Source organism: Rhabdaerophilum sp. SD176, from assembly GCF_030143245.1.
GTDB lineage: Bacteria > Pseudomonadota > Alphaproteobacteria > Rhizobiales > Beijerinckiaceae > Rhabdaerophilum.
This window is the reverse complement of sequence record NZ_JARJNS010000003.1, coordinates 97,347-118,299: the sequence shown is the minus strand read 5'-3', so window position 1 is coordinate 118,299 and position 20,953 is coordinate 97,347. Positions and strand designations below refer to the sequence as shown.

Below are 20,953 nucleotides of genomic sequence, written 5' to 3'. Positions count from 1 at the left end.
TGGGAGGTTGCCATGCTGACACTTTTGCGACAGGAAGCTTGCGTCATCTCGCAAGTGCGAAACAAGCCGGGGAACGATCATGACGAAGTGGGTCTATACGTTCGGGGATGGGCAGGCCGAAGGCAATTCAGGCCTCAAGAACCTCCTCGGCGGAAAAGGCGCCAATCTGGCGGAGATGTGCAATCTCGGCCTGCCGGTGCCACCGGGCTTCACGATTTCTACCGAGGTCTGCACCGCGTTTTACGAGAATGACCGGCGCTATCCTCTGGATCTTGCCGCCCAGGTCGATGCCGCGCTCCGGCATGTCGGCACCCTGACCGGCCGCATCTTCGGCGATGCGAGCAACCCGCTTCTCGTCTCCGTCCGCTCAGGCGCACGCGCCTCGATGCCGGGGATGATGGACACGGTGCTTAACCTCGGCCTGAACGATGTCACGGTCGAAGCCATGGCGAGCCTCGCGAGCAATCCGCGCTTCGCCTGGGACAGCTATCGCCGTTTCATCACGATGTATTCGAATGTCGTGCTCGATCTCGATCATCACAATTTTGAGGATATTCTCGAGGAGTTCAAGGATTCCAAGGGTTTCACCCTCGATACCGAACTGTCTGCCGAGGACTGGAAGCAGATTGTCGGCGCCTATAAGAATTGCGTTCAGGAGAAGCTGGGCCGGCCCTTCCCGCAGGATCCCCACGAGCAGCTCTGGGGTGCGATCGGCGCCGTGTTCGGCAGCTGGATGAATGCCCGCGCGATCAAGTATCGCGAGTTGCACAGCATCCCGGAGAGCTGGGGCACCGCCGTCAACGTACAGGCGATGGTGTTCGGCAATATGGGTGAAACCTCGGCCACGGGTGTCGCCTTCACGCGCAATCCGTCGAATGGTGCCAAGGAACTCTACGGCGAATTCCTGCTGAATGCGCAGGGCGAGGATGTCGTTGCCGGCATCCGGACGCCGCAGGACATTACCGAGGCGGCACGGATCGCGGCCGGATCGACCAAGCCTTCGCTCGAAATGTCGCTGCCGGAAGCCTATGCCGAGCTGGTCCGGATCTACGGGCTGCTTGAAAAACACTATCGCGACATGCAGGACCTCGAATTCACGGTCCAGCAGGGCAAACTCTGGATGCTCCAGACCCGCAACGGCAAGCGCACCGCCAAGGCGGCCCTGCGCATTGCAGTCGACCTGGCCAATGAGGGTCTGATCACCCGCGAGGAAGCGATCCAGCGGATCGATCCGGCGGCGCTCGACCAGCTTCTCCACCCGACGATCGATCCGAACGCGACGCGCGTGGTTCTCTCAACGGGCCTGCCGGCCTCGCCGGGTGCCGCGACGGGCGCCATCGTTTTCACCTCGGAAGAGGCAGAACAGGCGGTCAAGGAGAAGCGCAAGGTCATCCTCGTCCGCGTAGAGACCAGCCCGGAGGACATCCACGGCATGCATGCGGCCGAAGGCATCCTGACGACGCGCGGCGGCATGACCAGCCACGCGGCGGTCGTGGCGCGCGGCATGGGCAAGCCCTGCGTGTCCGGGGCGGGCGCCATCCGGATCGACATGGTTTCCGGCACGATGACCGCTGGCGGACGCGTGCTGAAGCGCGGCGACTTCATTACCATCGACGGCTCGAACGGGCAGGTCCTGCTAGGCGAGATCGCGATGCTGCAGCCGGAACTGTCGGGCGAGTTCGGCACGCTGATGGGCTGGGCCGATGCGTTCCGGCGCCTGAGGATCCGCACCAACGCGGAAACGCCGCTCGATGCGCGCACGGCCGTCAAATTCGGAGCGGAAGGCATCGGGCTCTGCCGCACCGAGCACATGTTCTTCGATGGCGACCGTATCATCGCCATGCGCGAAATGATCCTCGCGGATGACGAGAAGGGTCGTCGCACCGCGCTGGACAAGCTCCTGCCGATGCAGCGTTCGGACTTTGTCGAGCTGTTCGAGATCATGCGTGGCCTGCCGGTGACGATCCGCCTGCTCGACCCGCCGCTCCACGAATTCCTGCCGCATGAAGCCCGGGAAATCCAGGAAGTGGCGGAGGCCATGGGCACCAATGCCGAGAAGCTGCGGCTCAGGGCACTGGAACTCAAGGAATCGAACCCGATGCTCGGCTTCCGGGGTTGCCGCCTCGCCGTTGCCTATCCGGAAATCGCCGAAATGCAGGCCCGTGCCATCTTCGAGGCCGCGATCGAAGCCGGGCGCAAGTCCGGCGCGCCGGTCACACCGGAAATCATGGTGCCGCTGGTCATGACCAAAGCCGAACTCGACCTCGTCAAGGCGCGGATCGACGCGATGGCGAAGATGGTCGGCGAGGAGCAGGGCGTTGAACTGAACTACTCGGTCGGCACCATGATCGAGCTGCCGCGTGCGGCACTGAAGGCCGGAGACATTGCGAAGTCGGCCGAGTTCTTCTCCTTCGGCACCAATGACCTGACCCAGACAACGCTCGGCATCAGCCGTGACGATGCCGGTTCGTTCCTCGGATCGTACAAGGCCCGCAACATCCTCACCGAGGACCCGTTCGTGACCCTCGATCAGGAAGGTGTCGGCGAACTCGTCCAGCTTGCAGCGGAGCGTGGCCGCCGCACGCGGCCGGACATCAAGCTCGGGCTCTGCGGCGAACATGGTGGCGACCCCGCCTCGATCGCCTTCTGCGAGAGCGTCGGGCTCGATTACGTTTCCTGCTCACCGTTCCGCGTGCCGATCGCCCGGCTTGCCGCCGCGCAGGCCGCCCTCGGCAAGGTGACGAAGGCAGAGGGCTGAAGATCTTCGGAAAGGATTAACCTTTCCGCTTAAGCCCTCCTGAACCCCGAGCGACGATCATGGCCCCCGGGACAGGATTTTCGCTTGCCTGGCATCCCTGAGCCACAGGGATCCAGCGGGAACGGGGTAGCCGTGGCGCAACACGACGCAGCAAGGCCACATCGCAAGACACGGACGCGAGCCATTCCCGCGGCCGGGCGGATTGCCGTCGCACGGAGCGCGGCGCTGCTCGCGCCGTGGAGCCTTGCCGGCGCGCTGCTGGTCTCGTTCACGGCCTCGGCCGGCCAGGGAACACTCCATCTCGACAAGATCTTCAAGCGCTCGACGATGATCGAACCGCACCGTGTGACGTTGCTCCCGCCGCGACTGTCGGTCCTGACACTGCACCGGGAACGAACCGGTCCGGCGCTCGATCCAGAGGCGCCGCTGCCTTCATCGCTGGCCGCGCATATCCGCAAGGTTGACCTCTCGCGCGAGTTCGAGCGCCAGCCTGAAATCGGCGTGCCATTGCTGTTCCTGGTCGACCCGGCACTCCTGCCGAAGGCAAAGCTGGAAGAAGCCGTGTCGATGGAGCGGGCAAGCCAGGCGCTGATGGCGCGGCTGGGACGGTTCGACATCCGCAGCAGCACGCCCGGCAGCAGCAGTGCGGGCGGTTCCCTCACGGCACCGCAGGGCGGGCTGTCGCCGCAGAAACTTTCGCTCAGCCGCCCGGATGGCTCGACGCCGCCGGTCAACCGTGCCGTTGCGCTGGCATCGGTTACACCGGCGCCGGTCGAGCCCGAGATCATTGCCGCCGCCGCGATGCGCATTCCCGCCTTTGCTCATGTCCATTCGGACCCGAGCGGCCGTGCTGCCGTCACTGCACGGCTCACGGTCGGGCCGAACTATCTCGGCCTGATCGATCCGGAGAGCCGCAAGCGGGAGCATCGCTGCCTGGCCGAAGCGATCTATTTCGAAAGCCGTTCGGAGCCGGAAGAGGGACAGGCGGCGGTGGCGCAGGTCGTGCTCAACCGGGTCAAAAGTGGCCTCTATCCCAGTTCCGTGTGCGGTGTCGTCTACCAGAACCGCCATCGCTACAAGGCCTGCCAGTTCACCTTTGCCTGCGAGGGAAAATCGCTGGCGATCCAGGAGCCGGAAGCATGGGAAAGGGCGCAGACCATTGCGCGGGCGGTCATGGAAGGCACGCAATACAACGAGAGTGTCGGCCATTCGACCCATTACCATGCCACCTATGTCGCACCGTACTGGTCCCGCCGGTTGAAGCGGACCGACCGCATCGGCCGGCATATCTTCTATCGCCTCAGGCCGGGCCAGACCTGATCCGCGCGTGTGTTTCGTAAATATTCATCGTAAACGGGCCAAGAATTTACCGTTAATTCTCGAATATCACCGATTCACATGCCAGATGATTGAGTGCGAGCCTCTTCTGCTTCATAATTGAAGAAGAATATAGGGGGTCCCATGCGTCATCTTCTTGCCTCTTCGATGTTTGCCGTGCTGCTCATGGCTAATCCGGCTGCGGCCGGCGGCGATTGCGGCGGCGCCTGCTACAAGCGTGTCCATCACCCGCCGGTCTATGGCACCGTCGCGGAGACCGTCGAGGTCCGGCCGGCCCGGACGATCGCGCGGCATGTGCCGCCTGTCTATGGCTCGACCCACGAAACCGTGGTGATCCGCCCGGCGCAGCATGTGCAGCGCGTCATTCCCGCCCAGTACCATACCGTTGCCGAGACCGTGATGGTCGCGCCGGCCCGCAAGGTCTGGCAGGTCACGCGTGATGGCTGGGGCCGGGAGATCGGCTGCTGGGTGACTGTCCCGGCACAATATGCCACCCAGCACCGGCAGGTCATGGTCAGCCCGGAACGGGTGGTCTATGACACCATCCCCGCTGTCCACGGCACGCGGGAGCGCACCGTGCTGGTTCGCCCGGGCTATGTCTCGCACGAGACGATTCCCGGCGAATATGCGACGCGCCACCGCCATGTGCAGGTCTCGCCGGGCTATTCGGGCTGGAAGCGCCTGCACTGACCGGCCAGCTGGTCAGGCCATCGCGATATCGAGCCCCAGGTCAAGGACCGGGGCGGAATGCGTGAGCGCCCCGACCGAGATCAGATCAACACCGGTGGCGGCGATCCCCGCCACCGTCTCGAGCGAAACGCCGCCCGAGGCCTCGGCCAGCATGGCGGGCCGCCGCGCCCGGATCCGGCCAACCGCCTCGCGCAGCCGCTCCGGCCCCATATTGTCGAGCAGCACGACATCCGCGCCCTCGGCCAGAACCTCGTCAAGCTGTTCCAGCGTATCGACCTCGATCTCGATCTTCACGAGATGGCCACCCCCGCGTTTCGCAGCCTGCAGGGCCGGGATGATGCCACCAGCCACAGCGACGTGGTTGTCCTTGATCAGGATGGCATCGAACAGGCCGAAGCGATGGTTGCGGCCGCCGCCGCAGGCCACCGCATGCTTCTCGAAGGCGCGCAATCCCGGCGTGGTCTTGCGGGTGCAGACGATCGAGGCCTGCGTACTGGCAATGCTACGGACATAATCTGCGGTCAACGTCGCCACGCCGGACAGGCGCCCGACAAAATTAAGGGCCGTGCGCTCCGCCGCGAGAATGGCGCGCGCGTCCCCCGTCACCGAGAGAACCGGCTGCCCCGGCGCGAGGACGGCGCCATCATCCACGGCGAAGGTTACGACCAGTTTCTCATCAAGCTGCCGGAACGCCTCGGCGGCCAGCGCCATGCCGGCGACGATACCCGGCTTGCGGGCCACCATCGCCAGCCGCGCCTGCTGCCCCTTCGGAATGCAGACCCGTGACGTGATGTCGCCGGCGAGGCCGAGATCTTCCGCAAGAGCGAGCCGGACAGCATCCTGCACGAGATTGGCCGGGAGAAGAGCGGCCCGGGGTCCGATCATGCCAGCGCTCCGTTGGTCGCGAGATAGCGCTCCACGAGAAGGCCCGGAAACGGAGCCTCGCTCGCTCTCGCGGCAGGAGCCGTCTCGGGATAGTCCGTTCGGAAATGGGCGCCGCGGGATTCCTGGCGTTCCAATGCCGACGAGGCGATGAGCAAAGCGGCCGTGGTCATCCTGAACACCGTCCGGGAGCGGGTAGAGATTCGCAAAGCCATCAGTTCGTCGAGCGCAGCCTGCATGTCGGGCCCGTTCCGTACGACGCCGAACCGTTCAGCCATCAGCCTCCGGACGGTTGCGATCTCGTCCATCGGTTCCGGCTGCGGATTGGCGATCGACCGGTCGAGGATGCGGACGGGCGAACCTGCCTCGCCGAGTTCGGTGCGGACATGCTCGGCCGCCCGCGCCGCGAAAACCACCGCTTCGAGCAGTGAATTCGAGGCCAGCCGGTTGGCGCCATGCACCCCGGTGCAGGCCACCTCGCCAACGGCATAAAGGCCCTTGAGCGAGGTAAGGCCATTCTCGTCGGTCGCGACGCCGCCCATATGGTAATGCTCGGCCGGCGCAACCGGAATCGGCTCCGTCACCGGATCGATCCCCGCAGCACGGCAGCGGGCATAGACTGCCGGAAAGGCCTCGGGAAAGCGGTCGCCGATCGCCGCCCGCGCATCGAGCATCGGTCGACGGCCGGCCACCCATTCCTCGAAGACGGCCCGGGCCACGATATCACGCGGGGCCAGCTCGCCATCCGGATGATGGGCGAGGGCGAAACGCTTGCCCGCATTGTCGATCAGGATCGCGCCTTCGCCGCGCAGGGCTTCCGTGGCGAGCGGGGCGGGATCCATCCCGATATCGAGCGCGGTGGGGTGAAACTGGACGAATTCGGCATTGGCGATCCGGGCGCCGGCCAGCGAGGCCATGGCGAGGCCGAGACCACGCGCCTCCGGCGGGTTGGTCGAGCGAGCGAAAAGCTGGCCGATCCCGCCCGTAGCCAGGACAATCCGGTCGGCCCGCATGAAGCCGCCCGCGCGATCGAAATTCTCGTGGATGAACTCGACGCTGGCACCGATGACCGTATCGTCCGGCCATTTCTCGAGTTCAAGCGCCTCGACACCTTCGAGGACGCGGATGGAAGGCGTCCGCCGCACGGCGGCAACCAGCGCCTCCATGATCGCCGCCCCGGCCATGTCGCCCCGAACGCGCACGATGCGGTTGGCCGAATGGGCGGCCTCGCGCGACTGGACGAGGCGCCCACCGAGGTCCCGATCGAAGGGAACGCCGAAGCCCAGCAAATCGTGGATCCGGTCATTCGCCTCGCTGGCCATCAGCCGGACCATGCGCTCGTCGCAGAGGCCGGCGCCAGCAGCGAGCGTATCGGCAACATGCTTGTCAACCGAATCCCCCTCGCCGATTGCCGCGGCAATGCCGCCCTGCGCCCAGGCCGAGGAGGCCCCCTGTCCGAGCGGCAGGGGGCTGATGATGGTGCAAGGGAGCGGGCTGAGCTTAAGTGCCGTGAAGAGCCCGGCGAGCCCGCCGCCGATGACAAGGACCGAAGCCATGGAGAATTCCCGGTTCCTGCGGTTCAGTTCTGCAGGTTGATCATCCGCTCGACGGAGCGGCGGGCCCGCACGGCAAGCTCCTCGGGGATCTCGACCCGATGCTGCAGCGTGAGCAGGCTGTCGAGGATCTTCGGCAGCGTGATCCGCTTCATGTGCGGGCAGAGATTGCAGGGCCGGACGAACTCGACATCCCGCGCAGAGGCCGCCACATTGTCCGCCATCGAGCATTCGGTGACGAGCAGGACTTTGCCGCCCTTCTGCGATGTCGCATAATCGATCATTCCGGCGGTCGACCCGGTGAAATCCGCCTCGGCAATGACATCGGGCGGGCATTCGGGGTGCGCGATGATGCGGATTGACGGGTCCGCCTCGCGATAGCGCCGCAGTTCCTCACCGGTGAAGCGCTCGTGAACCTCGCAGGCGCCGTGCCAGGAAATAATCTGTACCTTCGTTTTCGAGGCCACATACTTCGCAAGGTACTGGTCGGGCACGAAGAGCACACGATCGACGCCGAGGCTTTCGACCACCTGGACCGCATTGGCGGAGGTGCAGCAGATATCGACCTCGGCCTTTACCTCGGCCGACGTGTTGACATAGGCCACGACCGGAACGCCGGGATAGGCTTCCCGCAGCCGGCGGATATCGGCACCGGTGATCGAGGAGGCCAGAGAGCAGCCCGCCTTCAGGTCCGGGATAAGGACCATCTTGTCCGGATTCAGCAGTTTCGAGGTTTCGGCCATGAAATGGACGCCGCCCTGCACGATGATGCGCGCGGTGCTGCGGGCCGCCAGCTTGGCCAGCTGCAGGCTGTCCCCCACGACGTCTGCGACGCAATTGTAGATTTCCGGCGTCTGGTAGTTGTGCGCGAGAATCACCGCATCGCGCTCCTTCTTGAGCCGGTTGATGGCGGCAACATAGGGGGCATGGAACGGCCACTCGACCGGGGGCACCACATGCTTCACACGGTCGTAGAGATGCGCCGTCTCAGCGGCAACTTCGGGCGTATAGGTCAGGTCAGGCATCGGCAGGACCCGGTTCTCGCCGGAATCCGGGCCGGGCACCCTCGCCGTCATCATGGCCGGAACTGTCAACGTCATCTCGGTTTCCTCCAGAGCCAGAAGCTGGCTACGGATATATGCTCATTTTGAGTATTTCTATTACACGGTTTCCTCCGGAAAATCTAGAGCGAATCCTGCTGTTCTGCGCCGGCTTGTCAGATAAGGATTTCTGTCCTATTTGCGTCAGATTGCCCTACTCATTATTTGCGCGTTTTTTAGATGTTCCTTGCCACTTCCCGGCCACTTTCCGGCCCCGGCGAGCCCTGCCTGATCCTGGCGCAGGGGCTAGGCCTGCCCCCGCCCCTTTGGCGCCAGCTTTGCCATGAGGCCGTGGAAGCCCGGCGCCATCCGCTCGATCTCGCTCTAGCACGGGGCAACATCACCGAGCCCGCCCTTCTCTCGATGCTCGCCCGGCTGACCGGCAGCCCGGTCCTCCAGGAGCTTCCCCCACCTGCCGGGACCGTCTTCCCCGACGAGGCATTCCACCGACGCGGCTATCAATGCCGATATCAGGGGAAGACCGCGAGACTGATCGCGCCGACCGGTGCCCTCGCCGAGATGCTGGTGCGGCGCGCGCTCGCGGGCAATCTCCCGCCGCTGGTCCTGACCGGCGAGCAGGATCTGCTCGATGCCCTTCTCCGCCAGCATGGCCCTGCCATTGCCCGGCAGGCCGCGACCGGACTTCCGGATGAACTATCCGCGCGAACGCTGCGCACAGGGCCCCGCCTGCTGGCCCTCGGTGCGGGACTGTTTGTGCTGCTCGCGCTTCTTGCCCTCACGGGGGCCGTTCCCGCGGCACCGGTCGAGATCGTCCTCGCTGCCCTGACACCGGCCTATCTGATCGCGGCACTGGCCGTTCTCACAGCAGCCCTTATGCCCGCCGCCGAAGCGAAGGCGGGATTGGCCTCGTCCGAGCCCGCCCTGCCCGAGTCCGCCCTGCCCGGCTACACCCTGCTTGTCCCGCTCTACCGTGAGGGCAATGTCGCACGGAAGCTTGTCCGGAACCTCGCCGCGCTCGACTATCCGCCGGAGCGTCGCCAGGTCCTGCTGCTGATCGAGGCCGACGATGCCGAAACCCTTGCCGCCCTTGCCGGCTTTGCGCTGCCGCCGGGCTTCCTGCTCTTCCGGATCCCGCCGGGGGAACCCCGCACCAAGCCGCGCGCGCTGAACGCCGCCCTGCCTTTCGCCACAGGCGAATTGGTGACCGTATACGATGCCGAGGATGTGCCCGAGCGGGATCAGCTCAGAAAGGCGGCAGCGGTCTTTGCCCGCGCTCCGCCCGAACTGGCCTGCCTGCAGGCCAGACTGGCCATCTCGAACCCGGAGGACGGCTTCCTGTGCCAGCGCTTTGCGCTGGATTACGCTGCCCTTTTTGACTGCACACGACGCGGCTTCTCCCTCGCCGGCTGGCCAGTCGCACTCGGGGGAACGTCCAATCACTTCCGGGCGGAACAGCTCCGCCGCGTCGGCGGATGGGATGCCGCGAATGTCACCGAGGATGCCGATCTCGGCTACCGGCTGGCCGAAGCCGGGCTTGCCGTGGGCGACCTCGCCTCGACCACCTGGGAGGAGGCGCCCAACCGCTGGCCTTTCTGGCGGAACCAGCGAATCCGATGGCTCAAGGGCTGGTTCCAGACGGCGCTTGTCCATGCCGGAAGGCTGCCGCAGTACCGGCAGAAGCTGGACGGACTCTCTTTGCTGGTGGGCGCCTGTATACCCTTTGCGCTACTGACGACTTCGCTTTTCCTGCCGGTCTTTCTCGGCCTGGTGCTCGGCCGCATGCTCTCGCCCGTGCCGCTGGGCGGCCACGGCCCGCGGCAGGCCTTGCTCGATGCCAACATGCTGTTGCTGATCACCATTGCCGTGCTCACCGAAGCCGTGCCGGCTCTGGTGGCTCTGCACCGCCGCCAATGGCTCCGGCGCTGGCCGTGGCTGCTGGCCTTTCCCGTCACGCAGCTGATGGTCTCGTTCTGCGCCTGGCTGGCACTGGCCGAACTGGTCACCCGGCCGCAGCATTGGCGGAAAACGCCGCATGGCCTCGCGCGGACCGGATTTCCGCCCCAGCCACCGGCTCAGAAGCAGAGTGCCCAGGCCGCAGCCACCATTTCCGCGAAGACGGCGCCGCCATACCGGGCCCACAGCCCGCCAGCCATGAGCAGGAACAGGCCGATCACGGCAAAGGGGAGCGCCCGGCCGAGCCAGGCGGACGTTGCTTCATCCTGATGGATCCCGTCCTGAGCCATGCCATTCCTTCTGCCGGACACTGATCCGCACCTCCGAAATATAGGCTCCTGCGCATTTCCGCGCAACTGTGGCTCACAACCAAAGGCCACTTGACGCGGAAGCCGGGAGAACGGTTTACTCATGCACCAACTCCGACCAGGGCCAGTCCTTCCAAGGTCCGATCCCGCCAAGGATAAGCCATGCTGCCTGCCGACCATCCCCGTCTCCGACGGCGCCCTCTTAGCCAGGGGGAACTTGTGGCCGATGGCGTGGTCCATGCCCTTGCAATCCTTGCGGCGCTGATTGGCATCACCCTCCTGATCGCGCTGGTCATCATGAAGCGTGGTGCCCATGAAGTGACGGCAGTTGCGATCTATGGGCTGGGGATGCTGGCCATGTTCGGGTTTTCCGCCGCCTACAATCTCGTGCCACCCTCGTCGCTGAAATGGCTGCTCCGGCGTTTCGATCATTCCGCGATCTTCGTGATGATCGCCGGGACCTACATGCCGCTGCTTGTCCTGATGCAGGACAACTTCTGGGCGATCCTTCTCGGTAGCCTCGTCTGGATCGGCGCCGTCGCCGGCTGCATCATGAAGCTCGCCTTTCCCGGTCGCTATGACCGGGTTTCGATTGCGGTCTATGTGCTGCTTGGCTCATCCGCTCTGCTGGCCATGGAGCCGCTTGCCCGCGACCTGCCGCCGCTGACACTCCGGCTGATGCTGGTCGGCGGGTTGATCTATGTGGCCGGGATCGGCTTCTATATCTGGAAGAGCCTGCGCTTCCACAACGCCATCTGGCACGGTTTCGTGGCCACAGCGGCTGGTTGCCACTATGCCGGCATCACCCATGCCATGATCCAGTGAGGCCTCGATCCAACAAGGTTTGCGGCCATCAGAGACGGATGCCGCGCCTTTCGATCAGTCCCTTCCATCGGGTGATCTCGGTTTCCACATGGGCGCGGAAGGGTTCCGGCCCGATCGTCCAGACATCCGCACCCTGCGAAGCAAGCCGCCCGGCCACATCGGCCGCATTGAAAGCTGACTGGATCTCGCGGGTCAGCCGCCCGGCAATCGCCGCCGGCAGGCCAGCCGGCGCAACGATGCCGTACCATTGCGAGGCCTCGAACCCCGGAAGCGGAATCGCTTCTGCGATTGTCGGCATTTGCGGGGCATCGGCAATCCTCTGCAGCCCTGACACAGCAAGGCCACGCAGCTTGCCGTCGCGGATCAGCGGCAGAAGCACCGGGGCGCCGGTCAGCATCAACTGGACGCGACCTCCCAGCAGGTCCTGCACTGCAGGCGCGGTCCCGCGATAAGGGACGTGCTGAAGCACCAGACCAGTCGCATCGGCCAAGGCTTCGATAGCGATATGCGCTGCGCTGCCATTGCCGCCAGAGGCATAGTTCAACTGACCGGGCCGCTGTTTGGCATAGGCGACAAGCTCCGCGACGGACTGGACGGGCAGGTCGAGCGGCACGGCGAGCACGTTGTGCACGCGCGCAAGCATGCTGAGGAAGGTGAAGTTCTTCAGCGGATCATAAGGCAGGCGCGGATAGAGGCCGGGATTGACGCCGAGCGTGCCGATATGGCCCAGCAGCAACGTATGACCGTCGGGAGCGGCATTCGCCACCGCGGCAGCGCCCAGCGCGCCGCCGGCACCGGGCTTGTTCTCGACGATGACTGTCTGCCCGAGGGCGGCTTCCAGCTTGCTGCTGGCGATGCGCGCCAGGATATCCGTCGTTCCGCCGGGGGTGAAGGGAACGACCAGCGTGACCGGACGCGAAGGGAAGGTTTCCGCCCGGGCCGACCGGCCCGCCAGCGCGGGCAAAGCCAGGGCCGCTCCGCCCCGCCGAATTAAGCTTCGCCGCGTGATCATGGTGATTTCCTCCTGGATTTTTCTCAAGTCTCGGCGGATGCGCGGCGTGAATCAAATTCGATTTTCGATGCTTTTCATGAGCGTATTGCATCAATGGCCCCGAATTTCCCATTTGCCTTTGACGGAGCTGTAACGAAACTCGGCGCGAGGAGACGACGCCATGATCAACGAGAACCCTGAACCGGCCTTGCGCCTTGCCTTTATCGGCTACGGGGAAGTGGGCCAATTGTTTGGCCGTCAGTTTGCGCAGCAGCCTGGAATCACCGTCTCCGCCTATGACCTGAAGATGCACGACCCTGTGCAGGCCAAGGCCCTGAAAGGCATAGCGGACCGGGATGGCGTGCTTCTTGCCGGAAGCGCCGCCGCTGCCGTTGAGAAGGCCGATATCGTCTTTTCCGCCGTCACCGCATCCTCGACCCGCGCCGTGGCGGAAAAAGCCCTTGGTTATCTTACGGCACATCAGGTGCTGTTCGACCTGAATTCCGCCTCGCCGCGCACCAAGGCCGGTTGCGGCGAGGCCCTTGCGGCGCGCGGGCTGGCCTATGTCGAGGGCGCTGTCATGGCTCCGGTCGCAGAACCGGGCATCCGGGTCTCGATCCTGGCCGGCGGGGCGCAGGCCATGGATGTGGCGGAAAGGCTCAACCCGCGCGGCATGGCGATCCGCGTGGTCTCCGACACGATCGGCCGGGCCTCGGCCACGAAGCTCTGCCGTTCGATCATGATCAAGGGGATAGAGGCCTTGATCATCGATTCTGCCCGTGCCTCGGCGGCCTGGGGCGTGAGCGAAGACGTCTTTGCCTCGCTGGGCGCCACGTTTCCCGGACAGGATTGGGCGCATCTCGCCCGGCTGATGGATAGCCGGGTCGCCCGACATGGCATCCGAAGGGCCGCCGAAATGCGCGAGGCCGCGCAGATGCTGGCCGAACTGGGCCTTTCACCTTCGCTGAGCGAGGCGATTGCCGAGGCACATGAACGGCGCGTCCTTCAGCCACCCGCAGAGTGATCCATTTCGGGACAATGCCCGGAGCTGCGGTTTAACCATTCGTCAAGAATGATCTTCCCTGCCCGGCAGGCGGGCACTAGCGTGCAACGATCGTTTCTTGGAGCCTTGGCCTTGGGTATCACCGAAACCCTGCCGCAATGGCGCGCAGGCATCACTGCTCTGGCGTTGGCTGCCCTGCCCGTTGCCCTGCCATTGCCGGGCGCAACAGCGGCGACGCGCACCGGCACCCTCGAAGTGAGCCTCACCATCCTCGGACAATGCCTGATCCGGACTGTGCCATCCTTCCAGGCCGGCGATATCGAGCGCATGGTTCTCACGGGGGAGACAAGCGGCGCCGTCCTTGTTCGCTGCAGCCAAAGCACGCCGTTTTCACTTGCCTGGAGCCGAGATTCGCTGCGGTCGTCGCGCCCGGCCATTCGGCCCGCCCCTTTAGGGACTGCGCCGTTCAACCCGCGGCTCGACGATCGCTTGGCTCAGGATTCCCCGCTGAGCCTTACGAACAGCCCGTCCCGACTGATAATCCCGTCCATACAGCCGGAGACTCCCTCGGGCACAATGGTCCCGGAGACGCCAAGCGCACCACCGATGATGGTGATCACCTTCTAGTCGCGCCACAAGAGCCGTGAGGCCAAATATCGGAAGAGCTGGAGCGGGTAGCGGGAATCGAACCCGCGCGTTCAGCTTGGGAAGCTGACAGGCTACCATTACATCATACCCGCGCGGAGGCGACATAAACCGGTTGCCCCGCGAAAGGCAAGGGTGTTGCAGCGCGGAACCGGCGCGGTGGATTTCACTGCGTATAAATCCCTGGCCGATGCGCCTTCCCCCTCGCCGGGGAGCCTGCGCTGCCCTATCCAGAAGGCGAGGCTGCAAGGGGAATACGATGTCGCTGCTCCATTCGATCGTCACCAATCCGCTGACGGAGCGGATCGTCATCGGGCTGATCGTTCTCAACGCGGTAACGCTCGGCCTCGAGACCAGCCAGACCATGATGGCCCAGTATGGCCCCATGCTCCATGCGCTGGATGCCCTGCTGCTCAACATCTTCGTCGTCGAATTGCTCGCCCGGATGGCCGTGCACCGCCGGAACTTCCTGAAGGACCCGTGGAGCGTGTTCGACATGCTGGTTGTCGGCATCGCGCTGGTGCCGGCCACGGAATCGCTCTCGGTGCTGCGGGCACTGCGCGTGCTGCGCGTCCTCCGGCTGGTGACGATGCTGCCTTCGCTTCGGCGGGTCGTCGCCGGTCTGATCGGCGCCATGCCGGGAATGGGGTCGATCAGCCTGCTGATGCTGCTGATCTATTATGTCTTCGCCGTGATGGGCACGAAGCTGTTCGGCGGAACAGCCCCGGAGCAGTTCGGCTCGCTCGGACAGACCGCCTACACGCTGTTCCAGGTCATGACTTTCGACGATTGGTCGAACGGAATTGTCAAACCGCTGATGGAGAAGCACCCCTATGCCATCACCTATTTCGTGCTCTTCATCCTGCTGTCAGCCTTCATGATGCTCAACCTCTTCATCGGCGTCGTCGTCACGGCGCTCGATGACGAACGCGCCAGCGACCAGAAACAATTGCTGCACGATCCTGCCTTGATGGAAACCATGCTGACGGAGCTGCAGCAGATCCGCACGAAGCTTGACGCGCTCGAGGCGCGGGAGCGTGGGCAGGGCTGAAAGCCCGCATGGCAGGAAAACCGGAGCGCCTTCCGCAGAAGAGGCTCAGCTCCGGAAATGCTTGGACAGCTTGAGGCCCTGTGCCTGATAGTTGGAGGCAAGGCCTGCGCCGTAAAGTCGTTTCGGCGGACCGGCCATGCGCTCGTAGATCAGGCGGCCAACAACCTGTCCGTCCTCGAGAATGAAGGGCACATCGCGCGAGCGTACTTCCAGCACGGCCCGGGCGCCGGCGCCGCCGGCTGCGGCATGGCCGAAACCGGGGTCGAAGAAACCGGCATAATGGACGCGGAATTCGCCCATCATCGCATCGAAAGGGACCATTTCCGCCGCATGATCCGGCGGGACATGGACCGCTTCCTTTGAAGCAAGGATATAGAACTCATCCGGATCGAGCACGAGTTCGCGCCGGTCATGCAGCGAGATCGGCTCCCAGTAATCCTCGACCCGATAGGCGCCGACACGATCAACATCGATGAGGCCGGTATGGCGCTTGCCCCGATAGCCGACGAGCGAGGTTCCACCGAAACCGGAGAGATCGACCGACAGCACGACCCCGTCCTGGATGAGCGCGGAATCGCGGTCGACCAGCCGCTCGCGCTGGTGAAGGGCCTTCAGCGCGACATCATCGATCCGCGGCTGGCCGCTACGGAAGCGTAGCTGTGACAGCCGGCTGCCCTGACGCACCAGAACGGGGAAGGTGCGCGGCGAGATTTCGGCAAAGATCGGTCCGTCATAGCCCGCCGCAACAACATCGAATGCGGCAGCACCGTCAGTGATCACCCTGGTGAAGACATCGAGGCGCCCGGTAGAGCTTTTCGGATTGGCGGAGGCGGCCAATCCTTCGGGCAGGCGCACCGATTCGAGGATTTCGGCCACATAGACGCAGCCGGTCTCCAGCACGGCGCCCTGCGTCAGGTCGATTTCGTGCAGGGCATAATCGCGGATCCGGCTGGCGACATCGCCGCCATGGCCGGGCAGGAAACTCGCCCGCATGCGCCAGCAGCGGCGGCCGAGGCGCAGATCCAGGCTTGCCGGTTGCACCTGCCCCGGGGCCAGTGGCTCGGGAATGCGGATGGCGCCAGCCTCGACGAGGCCTTCGATCATCGCATCCGAATAAATCCCCGGCGCCGGCATTGGCAAACCTGATCTCCCTTATTCCGGTTCTGGCTACAGGACTGCCCTCCCGGTGACAAGCTTCGGCGGAGCGCGCAGGCGAATGCCCACAGATCTCCGACGACTTATGCCCAGAGGCCCGGGCTTGCGGGGCACCGATTCCGCCATTGACGGGCGGGATGGCGCTCGGCATGGTCATGCCCGGTTTCGCGCGGGCAGGATGAGGGGCGCCATGTACCGCAAGAGCACGCGAGGGATCGAGGTGACCGTCGAACCGGAATTCTCGCCGGAGCGATCGCGTCGTGAGGCCGGCCAGTTCTTCTGGACCTATGCCATCGAGATCCGCAACCTGTCGACCGAGACAGTCCAGCTCAGGGCGCGGCACTGGATCATCACCGATGCCGACGGGCAGGTTCAGCATGTGCGCGGCCTCGGCGTGGTCGGCGAGCAGCCGATCCTGCGGCCAGGCGATCTCTATCGCTATGCCTCCGGTTGCCCGCTGACGACCTCGCACGGTATCATGGTCGGCACCTATGAGATGGTGTCGGCCAGCGGCGAGCGTTTCGAGGTCGAGATCCCGGCCTTCTCGCTGGACATGCCAGCAGATCGCCGCGTGCTGAACTGACAGGCGGGCCCATCAGAGGGCGAGGCGATACCGGCGGCTGCAGAACTCGCAGGTCACGGCGATCGCACCATCCTCCTCACGCATCTCCGCGAGATCCGAATCCGGGAACTGGGTCAATGTCTCGCGGATCCGCGCCTCGGAGCAACGGCATTGATCCTCCATGCGGATCGGCTCGGAAACCGAGACACCGCGTTCATTGAACAGGCGGTAGAGCAGGCGATCGAGGCCCAGGCCTGGATCAACCAGCTCGATATCCTCGGTGGTCTCGACAAGGGCACGCGCCTCGATCCACGCATCATCTTCGGGCACCACATGCCGGATCGTGCCGGCCGGCGCATCCCCGGGATCGAGATCGGCCTGCCGCATCCGCTCCGGTGCTGCGGGAAGGAATTGTGCCAGCACGCCGCCGACCCGCCACTGACGCTGACCGCCGGCCTGCTGATGCTCGGCCACGGCAATGCGCAAGGCGGTGGGGATCTGCTCGGATTGCCGGAAATACTGCATGGCCGCAGCTTCAAGGCCCTGTCCCTCAAGCGCGACAATGCCCTGATAGCGGGACTGGAACGCGCTCTGCTCGACGGTGAAACCGAGATAGCCATGCCCGAGCAGGGTGGCGGCATCCGCGCGCTCTCCCGCCGCGGTAACCCGCTCGGCATCGAAGCGCGCATAGGCCCGCAGCGATGACGGCGTGCCCAGATCAACGACCAGCAGGGAAACAGGGCCGTCGGTCTTTGTCTGGAGCTGGAAGCGCCCGTCGAATTTCAGCGACGAGCCCATCAGCGCCGTCAGCGCGATCGCCTCGGCCAGCAAGCGCTCCACCGCAGGGGGATAGGCATGACGGGCCATGATCTCGTTCAGCACCCGACCGAGCCGTATGGCACGGCCACGCGTATCCAGTGGCTCCACATGGAACGGGAGCACGATGTCATCTGCGCCGAAGATCGAACCCGAACCCGGGGATGCCTCCACGGCCATCAGGCAAAGCTCTCGCCATAGGCCCAGGCCAGGATGGCCTTCTGGGCGTGCAGGCGGTTCTCCGCCTCGTCGAAGACCACCGATTGCGGCCCATCCATGACCTCGTCGGTCACTTCCTCGCCGCGCTTGGCCGGCAGGCAATGCATGAAGATGGCCTGCGGCCCGGCAACCCGCATCAGCTCTGCATTGACCTGATAGGGCCGGAGAAGGTTGTGCCGCCGGCCGGCATCCTTGTCGCCCATCGAGACCCAGGCATCGGCGACGACGCAATCGGTTCCCTCCACGGCTTCCTGCGGGCTGCGCATGAGGCGGAGATCGACCTTGTTGGTGCGCGCCCAGTCAATGAGATCGGCCTTGGGCTGCAATTCCTCGGGCGTGGCGACCCGCATCGAGAAGCCGAGACGGCCGGCCGCCTCGATCCAGGAGCGCAGGACGTTATTGCTGTCACCAACCCAGGTGACAGTCCGGCCGGCAATCGGGCCGCGATGCTCCTCGAAAGTGAGGACATCGGCCATGACCTGGCAGGGATGCGAGGTCTTGGTCAGGCCGTTGAGCACGGGGATCGTCGCATTCTCGGCCAGCTCGACCAGCTGGCGATGGTCGAGAATGCGGATCATGATGCCGTCGACATAGCGCGACAGGACACGGGCGGTATCGGCGATGCTCTCGCGCTCGCCGAGTTCGATCTCCTTGCCGGTCACCATGATGCTCTCGCCACCAAGTTCGCGGATCGCCATGTCGAAGGACATGCGGGTGCGCATCGAGGGCTGCTCGAAGATCATCGCGATGGACTTGCCGGCCAGCACCCTGTCGCCCGGCTGGGGCATGCGTCGGCGCGCCTTGATGCGGCGCGCGCCGTCGAGAATGTGGCGGATCTCCTCGGCGCGCAGGTCGCCGAGGTCAAGGAAATGCCTATGGGAGGCCGGAAGCGAGAAGGAAGAACTCATCTGTATCGCACCAGTTCTGATCGTTCAGCTGGCCTTGGCCGGAGCCTGCGCCGACCGAAGGGCCGCACAGGTGGCATCAAGCCGGCGATAGGCTTCCTGAATCTCAGGCTCGCCGATGATCAGCGGCGGCAGCAGCCGGACGACATTATCGCCGGCGCCGACGGTAAGGATGCCCTGTTCGCGGCCCTCGGCCACGAAAGCCGTGTTCGCCACACGCATCTTCAGGCCGATCAGCAGGCCGGAACCGCGCACCTCCTCGACGATATCCGGATAGTGATCCTTCAGCTCGGCCAGGCGCTGCGCGAAATCCCGGGCGGTCTCCCGGACCCTTTCGAGAAAGTCGGGGGCGGAGACAACATCGAGCACCGCATTGCCGACCGCCATGGCAAGCGGGTTGCCGCCATAGGTCGAGCCATGGGTGCCGGCCACCATGCCTTTGGCAGCCTCCTCGGTGGCGAGGCAGGCCCCGAGAGGGAAGCCTCCGCCAATGCCCTTCGCGACCGCCATGATGTCCGGGCGGATGCCCGACCATTCATGCGCGAAGAGCTTGCCGGTCCGGCCGACGCCGCTCTGCACCTCATCGAGGACCAGCAGCAGGCCGTGCTTGTCGCAGAGTTCGCGCAGGCCCCGCAGACATTGCGGCGGCACAGGACGGAGCCCGCCCTCGCCCTGGACCGGCTCGATCAGGATTGCGCCGGTATCCGGCCCGATCGCGGCCTCCAGGGCCGCATGATCACCGAAGGGGACCTGATCAAACCCCTCGACCTTGGGGCCGAAGCCATCGAGATATTTCTGCTGGCCACCCGCCGCAATGGTCGCGAGGGTGCGGCCATGGAAAGCGCCCTCGAAAGTGATGATGCGGTAGCGGTTCGGCTGGCCGTTGGCCGAGTGGTATTTCCGCGCGGTCTTGATGGCGCATTCCAGCGCTTCCGCGCCGGAATTCGTGAAGAAGACGCGATCCGCGAAAGTCAGCGCGCACAGGCGCTCGGCCAGCCGCTCGCCTTCCGGGATCTTGTAGATATTCGAGACATGCCAAAGCTTCTGCGCCTGCCCGACCAGCGCCGAGACAAGATGCGGATGCGAATGGCCGAGCACGTTCACGGCAATGCCGCTGCCGAAATCAAGATATTTCCGGCCATCCGGTGTGAAGAGCCAGGCGCCCTCGCCGCGCTCGAATTCAAGGGCGGCGCGGGCATAGGTCGGCATCAGGCTGGAGGTGGCCGATCGCCCAGCGCGGGCCGGGAGATGTGCGGCTTCGCTTTTGGACGTCATGCTCATGATACCCTCCTACCGGGTTGGGCCTGCCGGCTGACCGGATGACCCGATCTGCGGCCGGCCTTTGGCGAAATTCCTCGCCAAAAAAGAAGGCCGCCTCGGACCGGGCGGCATGCTGTTTCTTTGCGAGATAACGGTCGAAAAGTCAATAATTCACGCAGCTGCCACAGTTGTGACTCACGAGGGGCGCGGTGAAGGACGCCTGATTATGCCTGTTGAAAACGGGTGGTGTTGCAGTGTCGAGTCTCAACCTTGGACGCAGCTTCGGCTAGTGTCGCGAGCAGAGACAAGGTGTCGGCAAGCAACAGGCGTCGGCACAGCGTGGGGTCTCGGGTCAGGCATTCCCCCTCCGGATGTTCCGGTTGGTTGCTCGCCTATTCGCGAGCCACGGTGAGGGATTCCGCCGGAGCACCGCACAGGAAGGCGAGGAGGCAACAATGTCGTGGGACGACAACCGCATCGAACAGTTGAAGAAACTGTGGAGCGAAGGGTTGAGCGCCAGCCAGATTGCTGCAGAACTTGGCGGCGTGACCCGCAATGCGGTGATCGGCAAGGTGCACAGGCTCGGCCTTTCCGGCCGCGCCAAGGCCAAGCCGGCCAGCGTGGCGCGCCCGCGCAAGGTGGTGAAGGCGGCGGCCCGCACGGCAACCATTTCTGTCCGTGGCAACCTTGCCGTGGTCGAGATGATGGAGACCGTGGCCGAAGTGGCGCCGGCGCGGGACAATGTCGTGATCCCGATTTCCCGCCGGATCTCGATCATGGAACTGCGCGAGGGCCTCTGCCGCTGGCCGATCGGCGATCCTCTCCAGGCTGACTTCGTCTATTGCGGCGCCGATTGCGGCGCGGGGCGGACCTATTGCGAGGCGCATGCCCGGGTCGCGTTCCAGCCCCAGGGGGATCGTCGGCGCGGCGGCTGATCTTTCTCCGATGCCGGTATTCGACAGGGGGCGGAAACGCCCC

18 protein-coding genes and 1 tRNA gene are annotated in these 20,953 nt (G+C 64.9%); 10 read left to right on the top strand and 9 right to left on the bottom strand.

Annotated elements, in window-relative coordinates:
- Positions 1–79 precede the first annotated feature (79 nt).
- From ppdK to P0652_RS07345, 3 genes are all read left to right on the top strand, one after another.
- Positions 80–2,758, top strand: coding sequence for a pyruvate, phosphate dikinase (ppdK, locus tag P0652_RS07355; RefSeq protein ID WP_284178142.1), 2,679 nt, complete (start codon positions 80–82; stop codon positions 2,756–2,758).
- 132 nt (positions 2,759–2,890) lie between these two features.
- On the top strand, positions 2,891–4,078 hold the full coding sequence (locus tag P0652_RS07350; RefSeq protein ID WP_284178141.1) for a cell wall hydrolase: 1,188 nt from the start codon (positions 2,891–2,893) through the stop codon (positions 4,076–4,078).
- Positions 4,079–4,219: 141 nt separating this feature from the next.
- Positions 4,220–4,786 carry a hypothetical protein gene (locus P0652_RS07345; RefSeq protein ID WP_284178140.1) on the top strand — a complete coding sequence of 189 codons (567 nt, stop codon included), beginning with the start codon at positions 4,220–4,222 and terminating at the stop codon, positions 4,784–4,786.
- Positions 4,787–4,798: 12 nt separating this feature from the next.
- Here P0652_RS07345 and nadC read toward each other — a convergent pair whose 3' ends face one another.
- Genes nadC through nadA form a run of 3 tightly spaced genes read right to left on the bottom strand, consistent with a single transcriptional unit; the run spans position 4,799 to position 8,300 of the window.
- Positions 4,799–5,671: a carboxylating nicotinate-nucleotide diphosphorylase gene (nadC, locus tag P0652_RS07340; RefSeq protein ID WP_284178139.1), complete on the bottom strand. Its 873-nt coding sequence runs from the start codon at positions 5,669–5,671 to the stop codon at positions 4,799–4,801.
- Entirely contained in the window at positions 5,668–7,224 is a 1,557-nt protein-coding gene (locus P0652_RS07335) for an L-aspartate oxidase (protein ID WP_284178138.1), read from the bottom strand. Before P0652_RS07335 ends, nadC begins: the two co-directional genes overlap by 4 nt.
- Positions 7,225–7,247: 23 nt before the next feature.
- Entirely contained in the window at positions 7,248–8,300 is a 1,053-nt protein-coding gene (nadA, locus tag P0652_RS07330) for a quinolinate synthase NadA (RefSeq protein WP_284178560.1), read from the bottom strand.
- A 201-nt stretch (positions 8,301–8,501) separates the two neighbouring features.
- On the opposite strand from nadA, the gene P0652_RS07325 reads away from it, so the two are divergent.
- Positions 8,502–10,505, top strand: a complete 2,004-nt coding sequence (locus P0652_RS07325; protein ID WP_284178137.1) for a glycosyltransferase — start codon at positions 8,502–8,504, stop codon at positions 10,503–10,505.
- Positions 10,506–10,705: 200 nt separating this feature from the next.
- A complete protein-coding gene (gene trhA, locus P0652_RS07320; protein ID WP_284178136.1) occupies positions 10,706–11,368 on the top strand; it encodes a PAQR family membrane homeostasis protein TrhA in 663 nt (220 codons plus the stop codon).
- 28 nt (positions 11,369–11,396) lie between these two features.
- Here trhA and P0652_RS07315 read toward each other — a convergent pair whose 3' ends face one another.
- Positions 11,397–12,380: a Bug family tripartite tricarboxylate transporter substrate binding protein gene (locus tag P0652_RS07315; RefSeq protein ID WP_284178135.1), complete on the bottom strand. Its 984-nt coding sequence runs from the start codon at positions 12,378–12,380 to the stop codon at positions 11,397–11,399.
- Between the two features lie 160 nt (positions 12,381–12,540).
- On the opposite strand from P0652_RS07315, the gene P0652_RS07310 reads away from it, so the two are divergent.
- Together P0652_RS07310 and P0652_RS07305 are read left to right on the top strand one after the other, a co-directional pair.
- Positions 12,541–13,383 carry a DUF1932 domain-containing protein gene (locus P0652_RS07310; RefSeq protein ID WP_284178134.1) on the top strand — a complete coding sequence of 281 codons (843 nt, stop codon included), beginning with the start codon at positions 12,541–12,543 and terminating at the stop codon, positions 13,381–13,383.
- Between the two features lie 111 nt (positions 13,384–13,494).
- Complete coding sequence (locus P0652_RS07305) at positions 13,495–13,989, top strand: Csu type fimbrial protein (RefSeq protein WP_284178133.1); 495 nt, start codon at positions 13,495–13,497, stop codon at positions 13,987–13,989.
- Positions 13,990–14,028: 39 nt separating this feature from the next.
- Here the strand turns inward: P0652_RS07305 and P0652_RS07300 are convergent.
- Positions 14,029–14,102: transfer RNA gene (locus tag P0652_RS07300), tRNA-Gly, on the bottom strand.
- A gap of 164 nt (positions 14,103–14,266) precedes the next feature.
- Between P0652_RS07300 and P0652_RS07295 the strand changes: the two genes are divergently transcribed.
- Complete coding sequence (locus P0652_RS07295; RefSeq protein ID WP_284178132.1) at positions 14,267–15,058, top strand: ion transporter; 792 nt, start codon at positions 14,267–14,269, stop codon at positions 15,056–15,058.
- Between the two features lie 45 nt (positions 15,059–15,103).
- Here P0652_RS07295 and P0652_RS07290 read toward each other — a convergent pair whose 3' ends face one another.
- The gene (locus P0652_RS07290) at positions 15,104–16,192 is read right to left on the bottom strand and encodes a 2'-deoxycytidine 5'-triphosphate deaminase (protein WP_284178131.1); all 1,089 of its coding nucleotides are present in this window, start codon (positions 16,190–16,192) and stop codon (positions 15,104–15,106) included.
- A 211-nt stretch (positions 16,193–16,403) separates the two neighbouring features.
- Here P0652_RS07290 and apaG point away from each other — a divergent pair, with 211 nt between their 5' ends.
- Positions 16,404–16,796: a Co2+/Mg2+ efflux facilitator ApaG/CorD gene (apaG, locus tag P0652_RS07285; RefSeq protein ID WP_284178130.1), complete on the top strand. Its 393-nt coding sequence runs from the start codon at positions 16,404–16,406 to the stop codon at positions 16,794–16,796.
- A gap of 12 nt (positions 16,797–16,808) precedes the next feature.
- Here apaG and P0652_RS07280 read toward each other — a convergent pair whose 3' ends face one another.
- Genes P0652_RS07280 through P0652_RS07270 form a run of 3 tightly spaced genes read right to left on the bottom strand, consistent with a single transcriptional unit; the run spans position 16,809 to position 19,924 of the window.
- On the bottom strand, positions 16,809–17,771 hold the full coding sequence (locus tag P0652_RS07280; RefSeq protein ID WP_284178129.1) for an Hsp33 family molecular chaperone: 963 nt from the start codon (positions 17,769–17,771) through the stop codon (positions 16,809–16,811).
- Positions 17,771–18,718 carry an ornithine carbamoyltransferase gene (gene argF, locus P0652_RS07275; RefSeq protein ID WP_284178128.1) on the bottom strand — a complete coding sequence of 316 codons (948 nt, stop codon included), beginning with the start codon at positions 18,716–18,718 and terminating at the stop codon, positions 17,771–17,773. Before argF ends, P0652_RS07280 begins: the two co-directional genes overlap by 1 nt.
- 24 nt (positions 18,719–18,742) lie before the next feature.
- A complete protein-coding gene (locus P0652_RS07270) occupies positions 18,743–19,924 on the bottom strand; it encodes an aspartate aminotransferase family protein (protein ID WP_284178559.1) in 1,182 nt (393 codons plus the stop codon).
- Positions 19,925–20,430: 506 nt separating this feature from the next.
- On the opposite strand from P0652_RS07270, the gene P0652_RS07265 reads away from it, so the two are divergent.
- Positions 20,431–20,910 (top strand): GcrA family cell cycle regulator, encoded by a 480-nt coding sequence (locus tag P0652_RS07265; protein ID WP_284178127.1) that lies wholly within the window; start codon positions 20,431–20,433, stop codon positions 20,908–20,910.
- The last annotated feature ends 43 nt before the right edge of the window (positions 20,911–20,953 follow it).